The sequence below is a fragment of the Acinetobacter sp. YH12068_T genome (assembly GCF_024606005.1).
In the GTDB taxonomy this organism is placed as follows: Bacteria; Pseudomonadota; Gammaproteobacteria; order Pseudomonadales; family Moraxellaceae; genus Acinetobacter; species Acinetobacter amyesii.
On record NZ_CP094555.1, the window covers coordinates 1,563,065 to 1,579,363 of the forward strand.

Sequence of the window (16,299 nt, forward strand, 5' to 3'; positions counted from 1 at the left end):
AGGCTATAAACAGCAAAAAGCCTGCAAAAGAAGCAGGCAATATTAGTTTTTTTGATCGATACTGATGCCAAAATGTGTTTTTATGGCGCAACCAATTGCAAAAAAAGTTTTTTCATTCCTTCACTCGCACCCGCTTTAATCAATTGATACTGCTCAGGTACACGCTGATAATCTGCTTTCGGGTCGATATAAAATGCACGGCAGTTGGCAGGGATTTCGTGAATCAATCCAGCCACAGGATAGACAGCCAGACTCGTGCCAATCACAATAAAAATATCTGCCGTTTGTACACTTAAACTGGCATCTTCATAGGCAGGAACTGCTTCGCCAAACCAGACTACATGTGGCCGTAAAGGATATCCTTCAGGGCATTTGTCGGTCTCTAAGTTTAAATCTGCACCTTCAATAGGGAAAATTTCCTGCGTATATTGCGCCTGAGGGCCAGAGCTTTTAGCGTAACGAATATTGCCATGCAGATGCAGTACATTGTGACTGCCTGCACGTTCATGTAGATCATCAATATTTTGTGTGATGACTTGTACATCAAAAAAATCATCGAGTTCAGCAATCAATCTATGAGCTGTATTTGGCTCTGCGGCTAAAATATGTTTACGGCGTTCATTATAAAAACGCTGTACTAAAGCAGGGTCACGTGCCCAAGCTTCAGGTGTGGCCACATCTTCAATGCGATGCTGCTCCCAAAGACCATTACTGTCACGGAAGGTATTGATGCCGCTTTCTGCGCTCATGCCGGCACCTGAAAACACCACAATTTTTTGCATAGATTATAGCCTTATATTTTAATTGATGCGTCAATTAGGTACGGTTACATGTATTGAACGAATAATGCAGCGAATTTACTGTACTCAAAATATAGCGACTACTTCAACTCAGCTGATGCAATTCTTGTAGCACCCAATCGACAAATTTTTGTATTTGCGGTGAACTGTCTTGACTCGAGTGGACCAAATAATACTTTCTGCTACCGTGCAGTTTTTTATTTGATGCAATCACCAATTCTTTTTTTCTCAGTTCTGCTTCGATCAGCATTTGTGGAATCAGTGCCATTCCCATGCCATGACTGGCTGCAACAGAAAGCATAGAAAATAATTCATGCCTCTGCCCATCGAAAGGCTTGGGATGCTGAATTTGATGGGCTTGAAACCATTCTTGCCAAATACTTGGACGGGTTGTTTGCTGTAATAAGGGTAATCGAAGCAATTCTTCATCACTTAAATTAAAACTATGATCATCCGTCATTTCCGCATGGGGAAAATTGTTTTCAATCAATTTGGGGGAACAAACGGGAACCACTTCTTCATCCATTAAATAATGCGCTTGAATGCCAGGCCAATGCTCAATTTGCTGTTGCGTTCCTGCAAAAATAGCTGCGTCAAAGACATTTTCATTAAACAAAAAAGGTTTGGTACTGGTTTCCAAATGCACGGTAATTTCAGGATGCTGTGCATTTAATTTATTTAATTTTGGCAACAGCCAACGTGTGGCAAACGTTGGCACAACGCCCAGCTTTAAAGTACCGCCTAAGCCTTTGTGCGTCATGATATCTGAGGTGCTTTTTTCGATGCCTTGCAAAAAGGGTTTAATACTTTTTGCATATTGTTTGCCTGCTTCTGTGAGATCGACACCGTGACGTGTTCGGCTAAATAGCATTACACCTAAATATTCTTCAAGCTGTTGAATTTGGCGTGACACAGCACTTTGAGTAATAAATAACTCTTGAGAAGCATGCGTATAACTTGCGTGTTTTGCAGCAGATTCAAAGCAAATTAAGCTTTGCAATGATGGAATATTACGCCGCATAGATAAAGTCCTTTTTATCGAGAGGTATCACAAAATGGCATATAAGAATGATTTTCATATACCACTATAGTCTATAAATAAAGCAATCCATCGCTTAAATCAGTGGCTAAAGTGCTTAACACGCTGTGAACAAAGCTCAGGTATGCGAAAGGCGCATATCTACATGCAAATTAATCGTTTGAATGAATCACTTTTCACACATAGCATCAAATAAAACAAAGAAAGCCCGAAAAAGCAGAGGATGCTATGAATCAAATGGTCAATGTAAAAAAACCAAAAGTACAATTTAACTGGCAAGATCCGTTTCTTTTGGAACAGCAATTAACTGAAGAAGAACGCATGATTCGCGATACTGCGCATGCATACTGTCAAGAGCGTTTACAGCCAAGTGTACTCGAACAATTCCGCCATGAAAAAACCGATGCATCTATTTTCCGAGAAATGGGCGAACTTGGCTTACTTGGCCCAACGATTCCAGAGCAATACGGCGGCGCAGGTCTAAACTATGTTAGTTATGGTCTCGTTGCACGTGAAATTGAATATGTGGATTCTGGCTACCGTTCAATGGCCAGCGTTCAAAGTTCTTTGGTGATGGTGCCCATTAATGAATTTGGCTCTGAAGCGCAAAAACAGAAATACCTACCAAAGCTGGCAACAGGCGAATACATTGGCTGTTTTGGTTTAACTGAACCAGATCATGGCTCTGACCCAGGTAGCATGATTACTCGTGCAAAAAAAGTCGAAGGTGGCTATCGTCTCACGGGTGCAAAAATGTGGATTACCAACAGCCCAATTGCCGACGTGTTTGTTGTTTGGGCGAAAGAAGTATCGCCTGAAGGTAATGTTGGTGACATTCGTGGTTTTATTTTAGAAAAAGGCTGGGAAGGTCTATCTGCTCCTGCAATTCACGGTAAAGTTGGCTTACGTGCATCGATTACCGGTGAAATTGTGATGGACAATGTCTTTGTCCCTGAAGAGAATGCTTTTCCAGAAGTACGTGGTTTAAAAGGTCCATTTACCTGTCTAAATAGTGCTCGTTATGGTATCGCTTGGGGCGCAATGGGCGCAGCTGAGTTCTGTTGGCATACAGCACACCAATACACCATGGACCGTAAACAGTTTGGCCGACCTTTAGCTGCGAATCAGTTGATTCAAAAGAAATTGGCGGATATGCAAACTGAGATTGCCTTGGGTCTACAAGCTGCGCTTCGATTTGGACGTATGAAAGATGAAGGCATTGCTGCTGTAGAAGGCACATCACTCATTAAACGTAACAACTGTGGCAAGGCTTTAGATATTGCCCGTGTTGCGCGTGACATGATGGGTGGTAACGGCATTTCTGATGAGTTTGGTGTTGCCCGCCATCTGGTCAATCTCGAAGTCGTCAACACGTATGAAGGAACGCATGATGTACATGCACTGATCTTAGGTCGTGCGCAAACAGGCATCGCGGCTTTTGGTAACTAATTGAATTATATATCGATAAGGTGCTCTGCATAGAGTGCCTTAGAGACTTTTTATGCAAAAATAAACTTAATCAATAAAGGATTCATCGTGAAACACTCTTGTAACTCTGTGCAATAGCCTGAGCAGTGATGAAATAAAAAGAATAAAAAAGGCAAATGTGCAGACATAGGAATGCCGATGACTCATTTGGGAAAATGAGGAACAAGGAAATGAATAACGAAATGCAAAACGGAGCAGGAACGCTCAAATTGCCTTCTAACGTGGGCACGATGCATCGTATTACAAGCAACACTTGGAAAATGGCTTTTATTTTTGCCTTTATTTCTTTGGTGATTGATGGTGTAGACATCATGTTGCTGTCATTCAGCCTGACCAGTTTAAAGGCTGAATTTGGTTTAAGTACATTTCAAGCCGGAATGCTCGGTAGTTCTTCTTTAGCAGGGATGGCGCTGGGTGGTATTTCGGGTGGATGGGCGTGCGATAAATTTGGCCGTGTGAAAACTATTGCTTGGTCGGTCGTATTTTTCTCAATCATGACCTGTATTTTAGGCTTTACCCAAAGCTATGAACAATTTTTAATTTTACGTTTTATTGGCGCATTTGGTCTGGGCTCACTTTATATGGCGTGTAATACGCTGATGGCAGAATATGTACCAACCAAATACCGCACAACAGTACTTGGGACTTTGCAAACGGGTCAAACTGTGGGGTATATCGTTGCAACGCTGTTGGCGGGTGCCATTATTCCAGATCACGGCTGGCGCATGCTATTTTATGTCACCATTATTCCTGCTGCTTTTGCCCTGATCTTTATGCGTTTTGTTCCTGAACCAAAATCTTGGCAGGAAGCAAAAATTGAGCAGCTAAAACGCCGTGAATTAAAACTTGAACCTGTACAGCAACATGCTGCAGTCAATCAAAATGCACCTTCTGAAAGTATTTATAAACGTATTTTTGGGCATACCAATCATCGTAAAATGTTCTTCTTTTGGATGTCGACCGCTGCATTTCTACAATTCGGTTACTACGGTGTCAACAACTGGATGCCAACGTATCTAGAAACCGAACTCAGCATGAACTTTAAAGCCATGACAGGCTATATGGTAGGCGCATATACCGCCATGATTCTGGGTAAAATTTTAGCAGGCTATGCCGCTGACAAGTTCGGACGTCGTATTACCTTTGTGTTTGGTACGGTAGCTACGGCAGCATTCTTACCGATCATCATTTTCTATAACACACCAACCAACATCGCCTATTTACTCGTAACTTTCGGTTTCTTATACGGTATTCCATACGGTGTAAATGCAACTTATATGGCAGAAAGCTTCTCGACGGATGTACGCGGTACGGCTATTGGCGGTGCTTACAATATGGGACGTTTAGGCGCAGCCATAGCACCAGCAACCATTGGTATGATTGCCGCTGGCGGATCATTCACCATGGCCTTTATTGTAATGGGTGCTGCGTACTTTATTGCAGGTGTTATTCCGGGCTTGTTCATTCGTGAACGTCAATATGATCCCCAGCAAGCATCACTTTCTTCAGATGCGGAAAAAGAAAAACTGGCAAGTGTAGATACATATGTTGATGATGCAGAACAAAAAGCATCTGCAAAAACTGCAACAGTAAAATAAATAAAAAGACCTGTGCCATAGCTCAATACTATGGCTCATCTGGAGTGAACTATGGGTGCATTAAAAGGAATTCGTGTATTGGACTTAAGCCGTGTTTTGGCAGGTCCTTGGTGCGGTCAAATTTTGGCTGATTTAGGTGCAGAGGTAATCAAAATTGAGCGTCCAAAAGTGGGTGATGATACCCGTACGTGGGGACCACCTTGGATGCCAAATCAGCAAGGTCAAGCGACGAGAGAATCAGGCTATTACCAATGTGCGAACCGTAATAAATATTCTGTAGCCATTGATATTGCCAGTGAAGAAGGGCAAGCCCTAGTCCGTGAAATTGCCCAGACGGCAGATGTCGTGATTGAAAACTACAAAGCAGGTTCACTTGCAAAATATGGTTTGGATTATGCATCGCTCAGTGCACTAAATCCCAATATCGTATATTGCTCAATTACAGGTTTTGGTCAGGATGGTCCACGTGCGGAAGAACCAGGCTATGACTTTATTATTCAAGGTATTTCCGGTTTGATGAGTATTACTGGTGAATCTGATGATGTAATCGGTGGTGGCGCACAAAAGGTGGGGGTCGCTGTGGTCGATATTCAGACCGGACTGTACTCAACGATTGCCATTCAGGCGGCATTGTTGGCGCGGCAGCATACAGGACGCGGTCAATATATCGATATGTCATTACTCGATGTACAGGTGGCGGCGCTAGCCAATCAAGGTATGAACTATTTGACTTCGGGCAAAGCACCCAAGCGCATGGGAAATAATCACCCGAATATTGTACCGTATCAAACCTTTAAAGCTAAAGATAAAGAATTTATTATTGCCTGTGGTAATGACAAACAATTTAAAGATTTGTGTATTGCGATTGGCTATACAGAACTGCTAGATCAACCAAACTATTTACGTAATCAAGATCGAGTGAAGCACCGTGAAGAATTAATTCCATTATTGAGTGCCTATTTTCTGACTCAAGATGCTCAAGTTTGGGTTGATGCGATTCATGCGGTAAAAGTGCCTGTGGGTGTAATCAACTCTGTAGAAGACGCATTAAATGAACCGCAAATTCAACATCGTCAAATGGTGGTGAATATTCCACATGCTTTAAATCATGATTTTAAAGTGATTGGATCACCGATGAAATTATCTGATACGCCTGTAGAATACCGTCATGCACCGCCGCAGTTAGGGCAGCACACAATCGAAATTTTGTCCCAATTTAAAACTGAAGCTGAATTAAATGAATTGGCTGCACAAGGTATCATTGATCAACTCAATCATCCTGCAGCTTAAAATTTCATGGGATTATTCTTCAAACTATTCTTCAATATCTGGTCTTAAACACCTATGAGGAATGAGTGGAGTTAAAAGTTTAGACCGAAGGACTCCAATACTTCGGTCTTTTTCAATATCAATATTCATTTACGGAGTGCTTTTAATGTTAATTTTCTAGATAAAGTATAATTATTCATTAAAGCTTGGGCCTGCAATACGGTCTTTATTTTTTCGTATGAAAGAGATGTCCATACTTTTGCGCCTTGATATTTTTTCTTTAAGCTATAACTTTAAAATTCTGGAATCCACAAACTAATTTCCGCAATGCTGCAGGCAATAAGCATTTATATGCCTATTTTTCAAGTCTACTAATTGCACAGAAAGATCTCGATACCACCTCCATTGGCGAGAGTATAAGTCTTCAAACGAAATAAAGCCCTGCACAATGGTAAGGCTCTATTTTAATAACATTACATTGAATTTGTTCAGCTGCTTATTATTGCTGTATAAAATTCTGCAAAGCCTGATTAAATGCATCTGGCTGTTCAATGTTTGAAATATGCGATGCATTAATTTCAAATAATTGGCTATTTGCAATGTGTTCTTGCATAAATTGACCATCTGCAACTGTAGTTACGGGGTCTTGTTGACCTGCAATAATTAATACAGGTACGTGAATAGACGAGATTTCATTGCGTAAATCCGCTTTAGCCAAAGCTTCACAACAACTTGCATAACCTTCTGGGCTGCCAGCTCCGAGGTCGTTACTCAAAGATTGTACAGTTGCCGTGTTACTTTGGATAAAGGGTTCTGTAAACCATCGTGATGCTGCCGTTTCTGCAATTGGTTTCAGACCTTGTTGACGGACTAACTGTGCACGTTCATTCCAAGCTGATTCTTGCCCAATTTTTGCAGCGGTATTGCATACAATGACATGGTTAAAGCGTTCAGGATGATGTATTGCAAGCCATTGACCTGTTAAACCACCCATCGATATTCCACAAAATGTGGCCTGTTGAATATTTAAATGATCCAATAAATGGATGACATCTGTACCCAATTGATCAAGGCTATAAGGCCCTTGAGGGGCAGAAGATGCACCATGACCACGTGTATCATAACAAATGACAAAATAATCCTGCTGCAGCGACTCTATCTGAGGCTGCCACATGCTGAACTTTGTGCCTAAAGAATTAGAAAAGACAATCGCAGGTTTGTTGGTATCACCAAAAGTTGCGTAATTAATCGTTGCATCATTGGATATAAATGTAGGCATATTTTGAATCCTTAATTTTATAAATTTCCTAAATCCCCCTATCAGAAGGAGGACTTTTATTGAGGATTAAACACGTTCAATAATCAAAGCGATGCCTTGACCGACACCAATGCACATCGAACAGAGGGCATATTGACCTGAAATTTCCTCAAGCTGATTTAACGCAGTCATAACTAAACGGGCTCCAGATGCACCTAAAGGATGCCCCAAAGCAATAGCGCCACCGTTTGGATTGACATGTTTAGCACCATCTTCCAAACCTAGTTCACGGGTAACAGCTAAGGCTTGAGCCGCAAAAGCTTCATTCAGCTCGATAACATCCATTTGTTCAAGGCTTAGACCTGTTTGAGCTAACAACTTTTTTATGGCAGGCGCAGGACCAAAGCCCATGATTTTGGGTTCAACACCCACCACCGTTGCTGCAATAATTTTGGCCCGTGGCTTCAACTTATATTTGTTGACAGCATCATCTGAAGCAATCAGCAGTGCAGCTGCACCATCATTGATCCCTGAAGCGTTGCCCGCAGTTACCGTACCATCTACTTTCACCACAGGTTTGAGTTTTGCCAAGCCTTCTGCTGTCGTCGATGCGCGTGGATGCTCATCTGTATCGACTATCAGTGGGTCGCCTTTACGCTGTGGAATGACGACAGGGATGATTTCTTTCTCAAAAAAACCATTGGTCTGTGCAGCGGCTGTACGGCGCTGACTTTCTAAGGCAAAAGCATCTTGATCAGCACGGTTAATGTTGAATTGTTCTGCCACATTTTCAGCAGTTTGAGGCATGGTTTCTACGCCATACATTTGTTTGAGTATTGGATTGATAAAACGCCAGCCCATGGTGGTGTCTTCAATCTTTTGGCTGCGTCCATAAGCACTTTCCGATTTACCCATAACAAAGGGCGCACGGGACATACTTTCAACACCGCCAGCAATAATTAAGTCTGCTTCATTTGCTTTAATTGCACGGGCTGCCATCGCAATTGCATCAAGTGATGAACCACAAAGTCGGTTCACAGTTGTAGCAGGAACTTGAAAAGGTACACCTGCGAGTAGCGACGACATTCGTGCAACATTACGGTTATCTTCACCGGCTTGGTTCGCACAGCCGTAAATCACGTCATCAACAGACTCCCAAGCAATACTTGGATTTCGCTGCATCAGTGCCTTGATAGGTAAGGCACCTAGGTCGTCGGTACGCATTGCTGCTAAACCGCCCGCATAGCGACCGAAAGGGGTACGGATTGCATCAATAACATAGGCATTTTTCATTTTATAAATCCTAAAAACTCAGCTCCTCCCTTTTAACGGGAGGTTGGGAGGGATTTACAGGAAGTTAATTTTTGAATATTAATCCTCCCTAAATCCCTCCTTTAATCAAGGAGGGACTTTTTGCTTTATGCTGTCGTATCTATCAGCTTTGCACCGGTCATTGACTGTAATTCGTCAAAGCTCAGACCCTCAACTTTTTCAATGACTTTCATGCCTTCAACTGTTACATCAATGACGCACAAATCTGTGTAAATACGATCGACACATTGCAGGCCTGTCGCAGGGTATGACAATTCAGCGACAATTTTCGGTTCACCTTTTTTGGTCACATGGTCTGTAGTAATAAAGACTTTTTTCGCCCCAACAGCCAAATCCATTGCACCACCTACAGCAGGAATTGCATCTGGCGCACCAGTATGCCAATTTGCTAAGTCACCATTTTGGGCAACCTGAAAAGCGCCTAATACTGCAATATCTAAATGACCGCCACGCATCATGGCAAAAGAGTCACCGTGATGAAAAAAGCAGCCACCCGTTTGCATAGTGACAAACTCTTTTCCTGCATTAATTAATTCAGGGTCTTCTTCGCCTTTAGCCGGAGGAGGACCAAAAGCCAAAAGGCCATTTTCTGAATGTAGAAAAACATCTTTGTCTGTTGGTAAATAATTTGAAATTTTAGTGGGCAAGCCAATGCCTAAATTGACATAAGCGCCATCTGGAATATCTTGTGCAACACGTTCTGCAATTTGATCACGGGTTAATTTGGTATAGCTCATGGTTCTTTCCTCACGTGATTTATGCAGATTGCTCAAGCTGTGCAGGTTGAACAGCCACAACATGTTGTACAAAAATGCCAGGGGTAATAATGTGCTCTGGGTCCAATGCACCAAGTTCAACCACTTCTGAGACTTGAGCAATCGTCACATCTGCCGCCATGGCCATAATGGGGCCAAAATTACGCGCTGATTTGTTGTAAACCAAGTTGCCCCAGCGGTCGCCCTGATGTGCTTTGATTAAAGCAAAATCGGCCTTAATTGGATTTTCGAGAACAAAATCTTTGCCTTCATAATTGAGTGTAGGTTTGCCTTCTGCCAACAACGTACCAAAACCTGTTGGTGTATAAATTGGACCCAACCCCATACCTGCAGCCTGAATACGGCAAGCCAAATTACCTTGTGGTACAAGCTCAAGTTCTATTTTTCCTGCACGATATAATTCATCGAACACCCAAGAGTCGGATTGGCGAGGGAAAGAACAAATCATCTTACGGACAGCACCAGCTTTGAGTAATTTAGCAAGTCCATAGTCACCATTACCTGCATTGTTGTTGACGATGATGAGATCTTTGATGCCACGTTCTATCAATCCATCAATCAGTTCAGCAGGCTGACCAGCCGTACCGAAGCCGCCGATCATAATGGTTGATCCATCCTTAATTTGAGAAAGTGCTTCTGTTAAGGAAGCGGTACTTTTATCAATCATGCTACGATCCTTCATCAAGAACGATAAAACTATTTACCTGACTAACCACTTCAGTCATGCAAGGCAGATAATCTTTTATTTCAAATATTTACAAACTTAAAAATGCATAAAATGGATTCCAACTATGTGCTACACAATTGGAATCCAATCGCATCAGCTGTCATCACTGCGAATAGAAGAGGGATGACGATTTAAAGCCATAACTTCAATATTCATATACGGGTAAAGGGGAAGCCCTTGTAAAATGTTGTGTAACTCTTCATTGCTTTCAACATCAAAAATACTAATATTTGAATATTGACCGGTAATGCGCCAGATATGACGCCATTTGCCTTGACGTTGTAGATCTTGTGAATAAGCTTTTTCTACAGCTTTAATTTCATTGGCTTTTTCGACTGGTATATCTAATGGAATATTGACATCCATGCGTACTTGGAAAAGCATTTCTCACTCCTAGCTAAATGTTATTTGCGACGTAAGTCATCAATTTTGTTTTCATCAATTTTAATCCCTAAACCCGCTGTGGTCGGAATCTTGAGTTCGAAATCTTGATATTGAAGTGGGGTTTTTAAAATTTCTTCAGTTAGCAGCAATGGACCAAAAAGCTCTGTGCCATAAGCTAAATTGTCAAATGTAGAAAATGCATGTGCCGATGCAATAGTGCCCACAGGGCCTTCAAGCATGGTTCCACCATATAAATCGATACCCGCAAGTTTGGCGATTTTAGAAACCTCACAGCCTTCGATTAAACCGCCAGACTGTGCAACTTTGACTGCAAAAACAGATGCAGAATTGTGCCGCGCAAGTTGATATGCCGTTTGCGGGCCCATCAGTGATTCATCTGCCATAATGGCTATATCAAAACGACGAGTTAAACGGCGCATCGCGTCAATGTTATCGATCGCGCAAGGCTGCTCAATCAGATCAACACCACCATCTTGTAACAATTGAATGCCTTTAATGGCATCTAGTTCAGACCATGCACGGTTAACATCCACACGGATAGAAATGTCTGAACCTAACGCTTTTTTGATGGCTAAAACATGCTCAACATCAGCTTCAACGGGGCGTGAACCGATTTTAAGTTTGAAAATATTATGTCGTTTTGCCGCAATCATTTTTTGTGCTTCGGCAATGTCTTTTTCTGTATTGCCAGATGCAAGTACCCAAAGAACTGGTAAGCTATCACGTAAGCGACCGCCCAATACTTCACTCAAAGGCTGATTTAAACGCTGCGCCAAAATATCGAGTAGCGCCGTTTGAATGGCACATTTAGCAAAGCGATTGCCGTTAATATTACGTTTAATGGCTTGCATGGTTTGAGCAACATTCAAACCAGTGAGGGTTTTCAGTAAAGGACTAAAATAAGTTTCAATATTGGTACGAATGCTTTCAGGGCTTTCTTCACCATAGCCTAGACCACCAATCGTCGTCGCTTCACCCCAACCGATATAACCATCTTCGGTAGTGATTTTAATCAAAACAAGGGTTTGCGTTTGCATGGTTGCAACAGCCATCTTGTGCGGACGGATTGTTGGGATTTCCACGAGCAGGGTTTCAATCGACTTATACATCTTGCGTATTTCTTATCTATCCAACTATTTATATACCCTAATTTAATGTAAAATCTTTAACTAGAGCGATTTTGGTATTTTTAGATACTTAAAAGGTATATAAATGGAATTAAGGCACTTACGTTACTTTGTCACCGTGGTTGAAGAGCAAAGTATTACCAAGGCAGCAGAAAAATTATGTATTGCTCAGCCACCTTTGAGCCGCCAAATTCAAAAACTTGAAGAAGAGCTGGGGATTACCTTGTTTGAGCGTGGTTCTAGACCCGTGAAAACCACAGAAGCAGGTATGTTCTTTTATGAGCATGCTGTGCAGATATTGACGCATACCGCCCAGGCCACAACCATGGCACAGCGGATTAATGCCGTCGATAAAACTGTCCGCATTGGTTATGTCAGTTCGCTTTTATACGCATTATTGCCGCAAATTATTTATCTATTTCGACAACGTAACCCAGATATTCATGTTGAACTCATAGAATGTGGTACACGCGATCAGATTGAAGCCTTAAAAACCGGTCGAATCGATATTGGTTTTGGACGACTTCGATTAACCGATCCGTCCATTAAACGTGTTTTATTAAGAAAAGAAGCGCTACGTTTAGCTATTCATAAAAATCATCATTTGGCTGAATATAAAGACAAAGGCATTTATCTTTCTCAAATTTTAGATGAACCAATTTTTGCCTATCCAACAACACCTAAACCGAATTTTTCTACCCTTATCCAATCCATTTTTACCGAGTTAGGACTTGTACCTAAACATTTAACCGAAGTGCGTGAAATTCATATGGCTTTGGGCTTGGTGGCGTCGGGAGAGGGCATTTCTCTGATCCCTGAAAGTGCCAGTGATATTGGCATGAAAAATTTGATGTATATCCCAATCTTAGATTTGGAAGCCTATAGTCCAATCTCTTTGTCGGTGCGCAATATGGATCATAGTAATTACATTCCAAAGATATTGGATTGCATTCGTGAAGTCTTTGTTGAAGAAAATATCGATCTGCGCGCCATCGATGCAGATGCATAACTAATCAATGTTTCATGATTGATATTTCATAAAATCCACTATTCAGATGATAGAGTCTTATGGAATATCAATCACTTCAGCCCAAAGCATCCTGATAAATACAAGACTGAGCTATTTCAATAACCTTTTCATTTTCAATATTTAATTGATCGTATTGCTGCATTTTTTGAATCATCCATTCAAAATCTGACGTTTGTGGCGCTTGGGTCTTACCAAAATTTTGAATGATGTTTTTGATCCGATGAAAAGCCTCGACGTGAATCTGCTCAGAACAATCAAAACGGATGATGTGATATTGCTTTAACAAAGAAAATATTTCAGAAAAATGCGTTTGTTGAAGCAGATCGTTTTGGGCTTTTTGGATGGCAAGATTGATTGCGTTTAAGGTATTAGGATGTTTTTCTGCCCAATCATGGGTAAAAGCTAAAACTTTATCTGGAATATGATCAATAATATCTTGGCTATTGACGATAATACGACTATAGCCTTGTATTTCAGCTTGCGTATTCCACGGCTCTCCGACACAGAATACATCAATTTGTTGCGTTGATATTGCTTCGACCATATAAGGCGGTGGTAAAGTTGAAAACGTTTGCGTTTGAGCGAGTTCCGTGTCGGCAAGTGCCAGCCATTCTCTTAAAATATAATGATGAATCGAATGCTGAAAAACATGCGCCAACTGAATCGTTTGATTCTGTTTTACCGCAGATACGATTTTCTCTGCTGAATTTTTTGGAAGATCCAAAGCATTGATATTTAATTCATAGCACAGCTTTTGACTCAAACTAATATAAGCACAATTAGTACTGAGTGTAAGAGAGGTTTGTAAGGGAATGCCGAGATGATCTTTTCCCGTCACAGACGCAGGCAGCATGGCCGATAAACAATGGGCAGCATCTAAAAAACCAAAAGCTAGACGGTCGCGTAAACTTGCCCAAGACGGTTCTTGAGTCAGTTTGACATTTAACCCTTGTTCAGCAAAATATCCTTGATGTTCTGCCCAGAGCAAAGCAACACAGTCCAGTAAAGGAATATAGCCCAATTGAATATCAGTTTTTTCAAGCTTTTGCATGGTTTATTCCTTAAATTGAGACTGTAACAGTGCTTGCGCATCAAGCAGTCGGCGCGCCATTTCACCCATTGTCATACGGTGACTCATGGCATTTTTTCTCAGCAAATTAAATGCTTGATCTTCGGTTAATCCATGCATTTGTATTAAAAGCACTTTGGCTTTTTCAATATCTTTTCGATCGGCCAATTTGCACTTGGTTTCAGCCAAATCATTCAGCAGTTTTTTATGCTTTTTATATTGTTCAATTGAAATTTCTAAAATGCTATTCAAACGTGCAGGGTCAATGCCATCGACAATATAAGCCGTGACACCTGCATCAATCGCGCTTCGGATAATTTCTCGACTCGAATTTTTAGTGAACAGAACAGTCGGTAAGTCAAATTGACTGACACAGCTTTCAATGACATCGCGATGCGGGTGATCCATATCCAATAAAATCACATCTGCCTGAATATTTTGCAGATATGACATATTTAAATGATCAATTATAAAACTGGCGACCACATCAAAGTCATGCTGAATTAATGAGGCTTGAATAAATTCAGCGCGTTCTTGATCATCATCAATCAGGGCTATTTTTAGTTTTGGCATGCAAACACTCAGACAGAGCCAAACAGATACGTATTGAGCTTTCTAAGCAAATTAGATGCCAAATCTAAAGGCAATACAAAATATAAATCTGCTTCTAAATTTGAACATTGTTATATGCACATTTTTAAATTGAACCATTTCCATGCACTGATCTTGTGCAGGGCTGAACCACGCTTGAACATTCAGTCGCATCACTATAGGCACATTGACTATCTATTTACCTTAATTCGCTTAATTTCTGACAAGTCGGCGTTCAAAGCCGCAATGTAAAGATGAATTGACGTCGAAAATAAAAACTTGGCACGGCTCGTGCTTAATACATATTGAGTCAAAGAAGACTCTAAAAATTTGTTAGACGGCCAACGACGTCCGTTCTGATCGACTCTGTTATGTGTTAGCGACATAACCGAGTAATTCATGCGTTCAGTTCAGTCAGGAGAAGGTTATGTCTTCAAATTTAAATGCCAAAAAAGCCACAAAAATAAGTCTATTTAATTTTTCTTCAGCAGCAATGCGGGCCTTTCACATGAGTTGGCTCGCATTCTTTGTTTGCTTCTTTGCATGGTTTGCCTGTGCACCGTTGATGCCAGTGATTGCAGGCGAATTTCACCTGACTAAAGATCAAATTGCCAATATTAATATTGCTGCGGTTGCAATCACGATTTTAGTCCGCCTGATTGTCGGCCCTTTATGTGATAAATATGGCCCGCGTAAGACCTACACAGCATTATTAATTGTCGGCAGCATCCCAGTCTTTGGGGTTGCATCTGCGAATAGCTATGAATCTTTTCTTTTCTTCCGCTTGCTGATCGGTGCGATCGGCGCAAGCTTTGTCATCACGCAATACCACACCAGCATTATGTTTGCGCCTAATGTCGTGGGTACAGCCAATGCGGCAACCGCAGGCTGGGGCAATGCAGGCGGCGGTGCAACTCAAGCCTTAATGCCTTTACTGCTTGGCGCACTCGTTATGTTTGGTGTAGAGCAAGCAATGGGCTGGAGAATTGCACTGATTGTACCGGGTGTGATGATGCTGATTGTTGGTGCGCTTTACTGGAAGTTCACACAAGACTGTCCGCAAGGCAACTTTAAAGAACTTCGCGAACAAGGCATCAGTGTTGGCAGTGACAAAAAAGGCGGCTTGGCAATTCTAATGCATGCAGCGCGCAATTACCGTGTATGGATTCTATTTGGCGCTTACGCAGCTTGCTTCGGTATTGAAATCTTTATTCACAACATTGTAGCAATGTACTACGTCGACCACTTCAGCTTTGGATTAAAAGAAGCAGGTATGGCAGCAGGTATTTTTGGTTTGCTTGCACTGTTTGCCCGCGCGCTAGGCGGCATTGTTTCAGACAAAGTCGCGACTAAAAAAGGCTTAGATGGCCGTACCAAAGTTCTGTTTGCGATGATTCTGCTAGAAGGACTGTTTTTAATACTGTTCTCGCAAATGAGCACGCCAATCTTCGCCATTCTTGCCATGACAGTCTTTGCGCTCTTCACCCATATGGCGTGCGGCGCAACCTATGCCTTGGTGCCATTCATTGACCGTGATGCTTTAGGCGGCGTGGCAGGCATTATCGGCGCAGGCGGTAACGTTGGTGCGGTAGCTGCAGGATTCTTGCTTAAAGGCATGTTGGATATTCAAACCACGCTGATGGTGCTTGGCGGTTTGGTGGTGATTGCTGCAAGCTGTGTGCTGATGATCCGCTTCTCTGTAGAGCATAAAGAAAAAGAACAGCGCTTATTTGAACAAGCTGTAAATGAACGAAATTTAGCTGAAGCTCAAAACTAATACTGAACGTTGC

General features: G+C 41.7%; 15 protein-coding genes. 5 read left to right on the forward strand and 10 right to left on the reverse strand.

Translation table 11 applies throughout. From position 1 onward, the window contains the following. Positions 1-80 precede the first annotated feature (80 nt). Together MST18_RS07590 and MST18_RS07595 are read right to left on the reverse strand one after the other, a co-directional pair. Positions 81-782: an NAD-dependent deacylase gene (locus tag MST18_RS07590; RefSeq protein WP_180133378.1), complete on the reverse strand. Its 702-nt coding sequence runs from the start codon at positions 780-782 to the stop codon at positions 81-83. A gap of 103 nt (positions 783-885) precedes the next feature. Next, entirely contained in the window at positions 886-1,821 is a 936-nt protein-coding gene (locus MST18_RS07595) for a LysR substrate-binding domain-containing protein (RefSeq protein ID WP_180023659.1), read from the reverse strand. A 246-nt stretch (positions 1,822-2,067) separates the two neighbouring features. Here MST18_RS07595 and MST18_RS07600 point away from each other — a divergent pair, with 246 nt between their 5' ends. The 3 genes from MST18_RS07600 (at position 2,068) to MST18_RS07610 (ending at position 6,215) form a co-directional block, all read left to right on the forward strand. Next, positions 2,068-3,288 (forward strand): acyl-CoA dehydrogenase, encoded by a 1,221-nt coding sequence (locus tag MST18_RS07600; RefSeq protein ID WP_180133377.1) that lies wholly within the window; start codon positions 2,068-2,070, stop codon positions 3,286-3,288. Positions 3,289-3,497: 209 nt separating this feature from the next. Next, on the forward strand, positions 3,498-4,925 hold the full coding sequence (locus tag MST18_RS07605) for an MFS transporter (protein ID WP_078193770.1): 1,428 nt from the start codon (positions 3,498-3,500) through the stop codon (positions 4,923-4,925). A gap of 51 nt (positions 4,926-4,976) precedes the next feature. Next, the gene (locus tag MST18_RS07610; protein WP_180023661.1) at positions 4,977-6,215 is read left to right on the forward strand and encodes a CaiB/BaiF CoA-transferase family protein; all 1,239 of its coding nucleotides are present in this window, start codon (positions 4,977-4,979) and stop codon (positions 6,213-6,215) included. A 478-nt stretch (positions 6,216-6,693) separates the two neighbouring features. On the opposite strand, the gene pcaD is transcribed toward MST18_RS07610, so the two are convergent. The 6 genes from pcaD to MST18_RS07640 form a co-directional block, all read right to left on the reverse strand. After that, positions 6,694-7,473 (reverse strand): 3-oxoadipate enol-lactonase, encoded by a 780-nt coding sequence (pcaD, locus tag MST18_RS07615; protein ID WP_180133376.1) that lies wholly within the window; start codon positions 7,471-7,473, stop codon positions 6,694-6,696. Positions 7,474-7,539: 66 nt separating this feature from the next. Then, positions 7,540-8,745 (reverse strand): 3-oxoadipyl-CoA thiolase, encoded by a 1,206-nt coding sequence (gene pcaF / locus MST18_RS07620; RefSeq protein WP_180133375.1) that lies wholly within the window; start codon positions 8,743-8,745, stop codon positions 7,540-7,542. A 125-nt stretch (positions 8,746-8,870) separates the two neighbouring features. After that, complete coding sequence (locus MST18_RS07625) at positions 8,871-9,521, reverse strand: 3-oxoacid CoA-transferase subunit B (protein WP_078193766.1); 651 nt, start codon at positions 9,519-9,521, stop codon at positions 8,871-8,873. A gap of 19 nt (positions 9,522-9,540) precedes the next feature. Then, complete coding sequence (locus MST18_RS07630; protein ID WP_180102083.1) at positions 9,541-10,227, reverse strand: 3-oxoacid CoA-transferase subunit A; 687 nt, start codon at positions 10,225-10,227, stop codon at positions 9,541-9,543. A gap of 153 nt (positions 10,228-10,380) precedes the next feature. Continuing rightward, complete coding sequence (gene catC, locus MST18_RS07635; RefSeq protein WP_180102084.1) at positions 10,381-10,671, reverse strand: muconolactone Delta-isomerase; 291 nt, start codon at positions 10,669-10,671, stop codon at positions 10,381-10,383. 20 nt (positions 10,672-10,691) lie between these two features. Then, complete coding sequence (locus MST18_RS07640) at positions 10,692-11,801, reverse strand: muconate/chloromuconate family cycloisomerase (RefSeq protein ID WP_180133374.1); 1,110 nt, start codon at positions 11,799-11,801, stop codon at positions 10,692-10,694. Between the two features lie 103 nt (positions 11,802-11,904). Between MST18_RS07640 and catM the strand changes: the two genes are divergently transcribed. Continuing rightward, positions 11,905-12,828: a cis,cis-muconate-binding transcription regulator CatM gene (catM, locus tag MST18_RS07645; RefSeq protein ID WP_180133373.1), complete on the forward strand. Its 924-nt coding sequence runs from the start codon at positions 11,905-11,907 to the stop codon at positions 12,826-12,828. 76 nt (positions 12,829-12,904) lie between these two features. Here catM and MST18_RS07650 read toward each other — a convergent pair whose 3' ends face one another. Together MST18_RS07650 and MST18_RS07655 are read right to left on the reverse strand one after the other, a co-directional pair. Next, positions 12,905-13,900, reverse strand: coding sequence for an ABC transporter substrate-binding protein (locus MST18_RS07650; RefSeq protein ID WP_180133372.1), 996 nt, complete (start codon positions 13,898-13,900; stop codon positions 12,905-12,907). 3 nt (positions 13,901-13,903) lie between these two features. After that, on the reverse strand, positions 13,904-14,491 hold the full coding sequence (locus MST18_RS07655) for an ANTAR domain-containing response regulator (protein ID WP_078193761.1): 588 nt from the start codon (positions 14,489-14,491) through the stop codon (positions 13,904-13,906). 445 nt (positions 14,492-14,936) lie between these two features. Between MST18_RS07655 and MST18_RS07660 the strand changes: the two genes are divergently transcribed. Next, positions 14,937-16,286: an MFS transporter gene (locus MST18_RS07660; protein WP_180064070.1), complete on the forward strand. Its 1,350-nt coding sequence runs from the start codon at positions 14,937-14,939 to the stop codon at positions 16,284-16,286. The last annotated feature ends 13 nt before the right edge of the window (positions 16,287-16,299 follow it).

What these genes read in the sequence shown, in the direction of transcription:
- MST18_RS07590 (WP_180133378.1), bottom strand. Translation starts at nt 782, where the DNA reads ATGCAAAAAATTGTGGTGTTTTCAGGTGCCGGCATGAGCGCAGAAAGC.
- MST18_RS07595 (WP_180023659.1), bottom strand. Translation starts at nt 1,821, where the DNA reads ATGCGGCGTAATATTCCATCATTGCAAAGCTTAATTTGCTTTGAATCT.
- MST18_RS07600 (WP_180133377.1), top strand. Translation starts at nt 2,068, where the DNA reads ATGAATCAAATGGTCAATGTAAAAAAACCAAAAGTACAATTTAACTGG.
- MST18_RS07605 (WP_078193770.1), top strand. Translation starts at nt 3,498, where the DNA reads ATGAATAACGAAATGCAAAACGGAGCAGGAACGCTCAAATTGCCTTCT.
- MST18_RS07610 (WP_180023661.1), top strand. Translation starts at nt 4,977, where the DNA reads ATGGGTGCATTAAAAGGAATTCGTGTATTGGACTTAAGCCGTGTTTTG.
- pcaD (WP_180133376.1), bottom strand. Translation starts at nt 7,473, where the DNA reads ATGCCTACATTTATATCCAATGATGCAACGATTAATTACGCAACTTTT.
- pcaF (WP_180133375.1), bottom strand. Translation starts at nt 8,745, where the DNA reads ATGAAAAATGCCTATGTTATTGATGCAATCCGTACCCCTTTCGGTCGC.
- MST18_RS07625 (WP_078193766.1), bottom strand. Translation starts at nt 9,521, where the DNA reads ATGAGCTATACCAAATTAACCCGTGATCAAATTGCAGAACGTGTTGCA.
- MST18_RS07630 (WP_180102083.1), bottom strand. Translation starts at nt 10,227, where the DNA reads ATGATTGATAAAAGTACCGCTTCCTTAACAGAAGCACTTTCTCAAATT.
- catC (WP_180102084.1), bottom strand. Translation starts at nt 10,671, where the DNA reads ATGCTTTTCCAAGTACGCATGGATGTCAATATTCCATTAGATATACCA.
- MST18_RS07640 (WP_180133374.1), bottom strand. Translation starts at nt 11,801, where the DNA reads ATGTATAAGTCGATTGAAACCCTGCTCGTGGAAATCCCAACAATCCGT.
- catM (WP_180133373.1), top strand. Translation starts at nt 11,905, where the DNA reads ATGGAATTAAGGCACTTACGTTACTTTGTCACCGTGGTTGAAGAGCAA.
- MST18_RS07650 (WP_180133372.1), bottom strand. Translation starts at nt 13,900, where the DNA reads ATGCAAAAGCTTGAAAAAACTGATATTCAATTGGGCTATATTCCTTTA.
- MST18_RS07655 (WP_078193761.1), bottom strand. Translation starts at nt 14,491, where the DNA reads ATGCCAAAACTAAAAATAGCCCTGATTGATGATGATCAAGAACGCGCT.
- MST18_RS07660 (WP_180064070.1), top strand. Translation starts at nt 14,937, where the DNA reads ATGTCTTCAAATTTAAATGCCAAAAAAGCCACAAAAATAAGTCTATTT.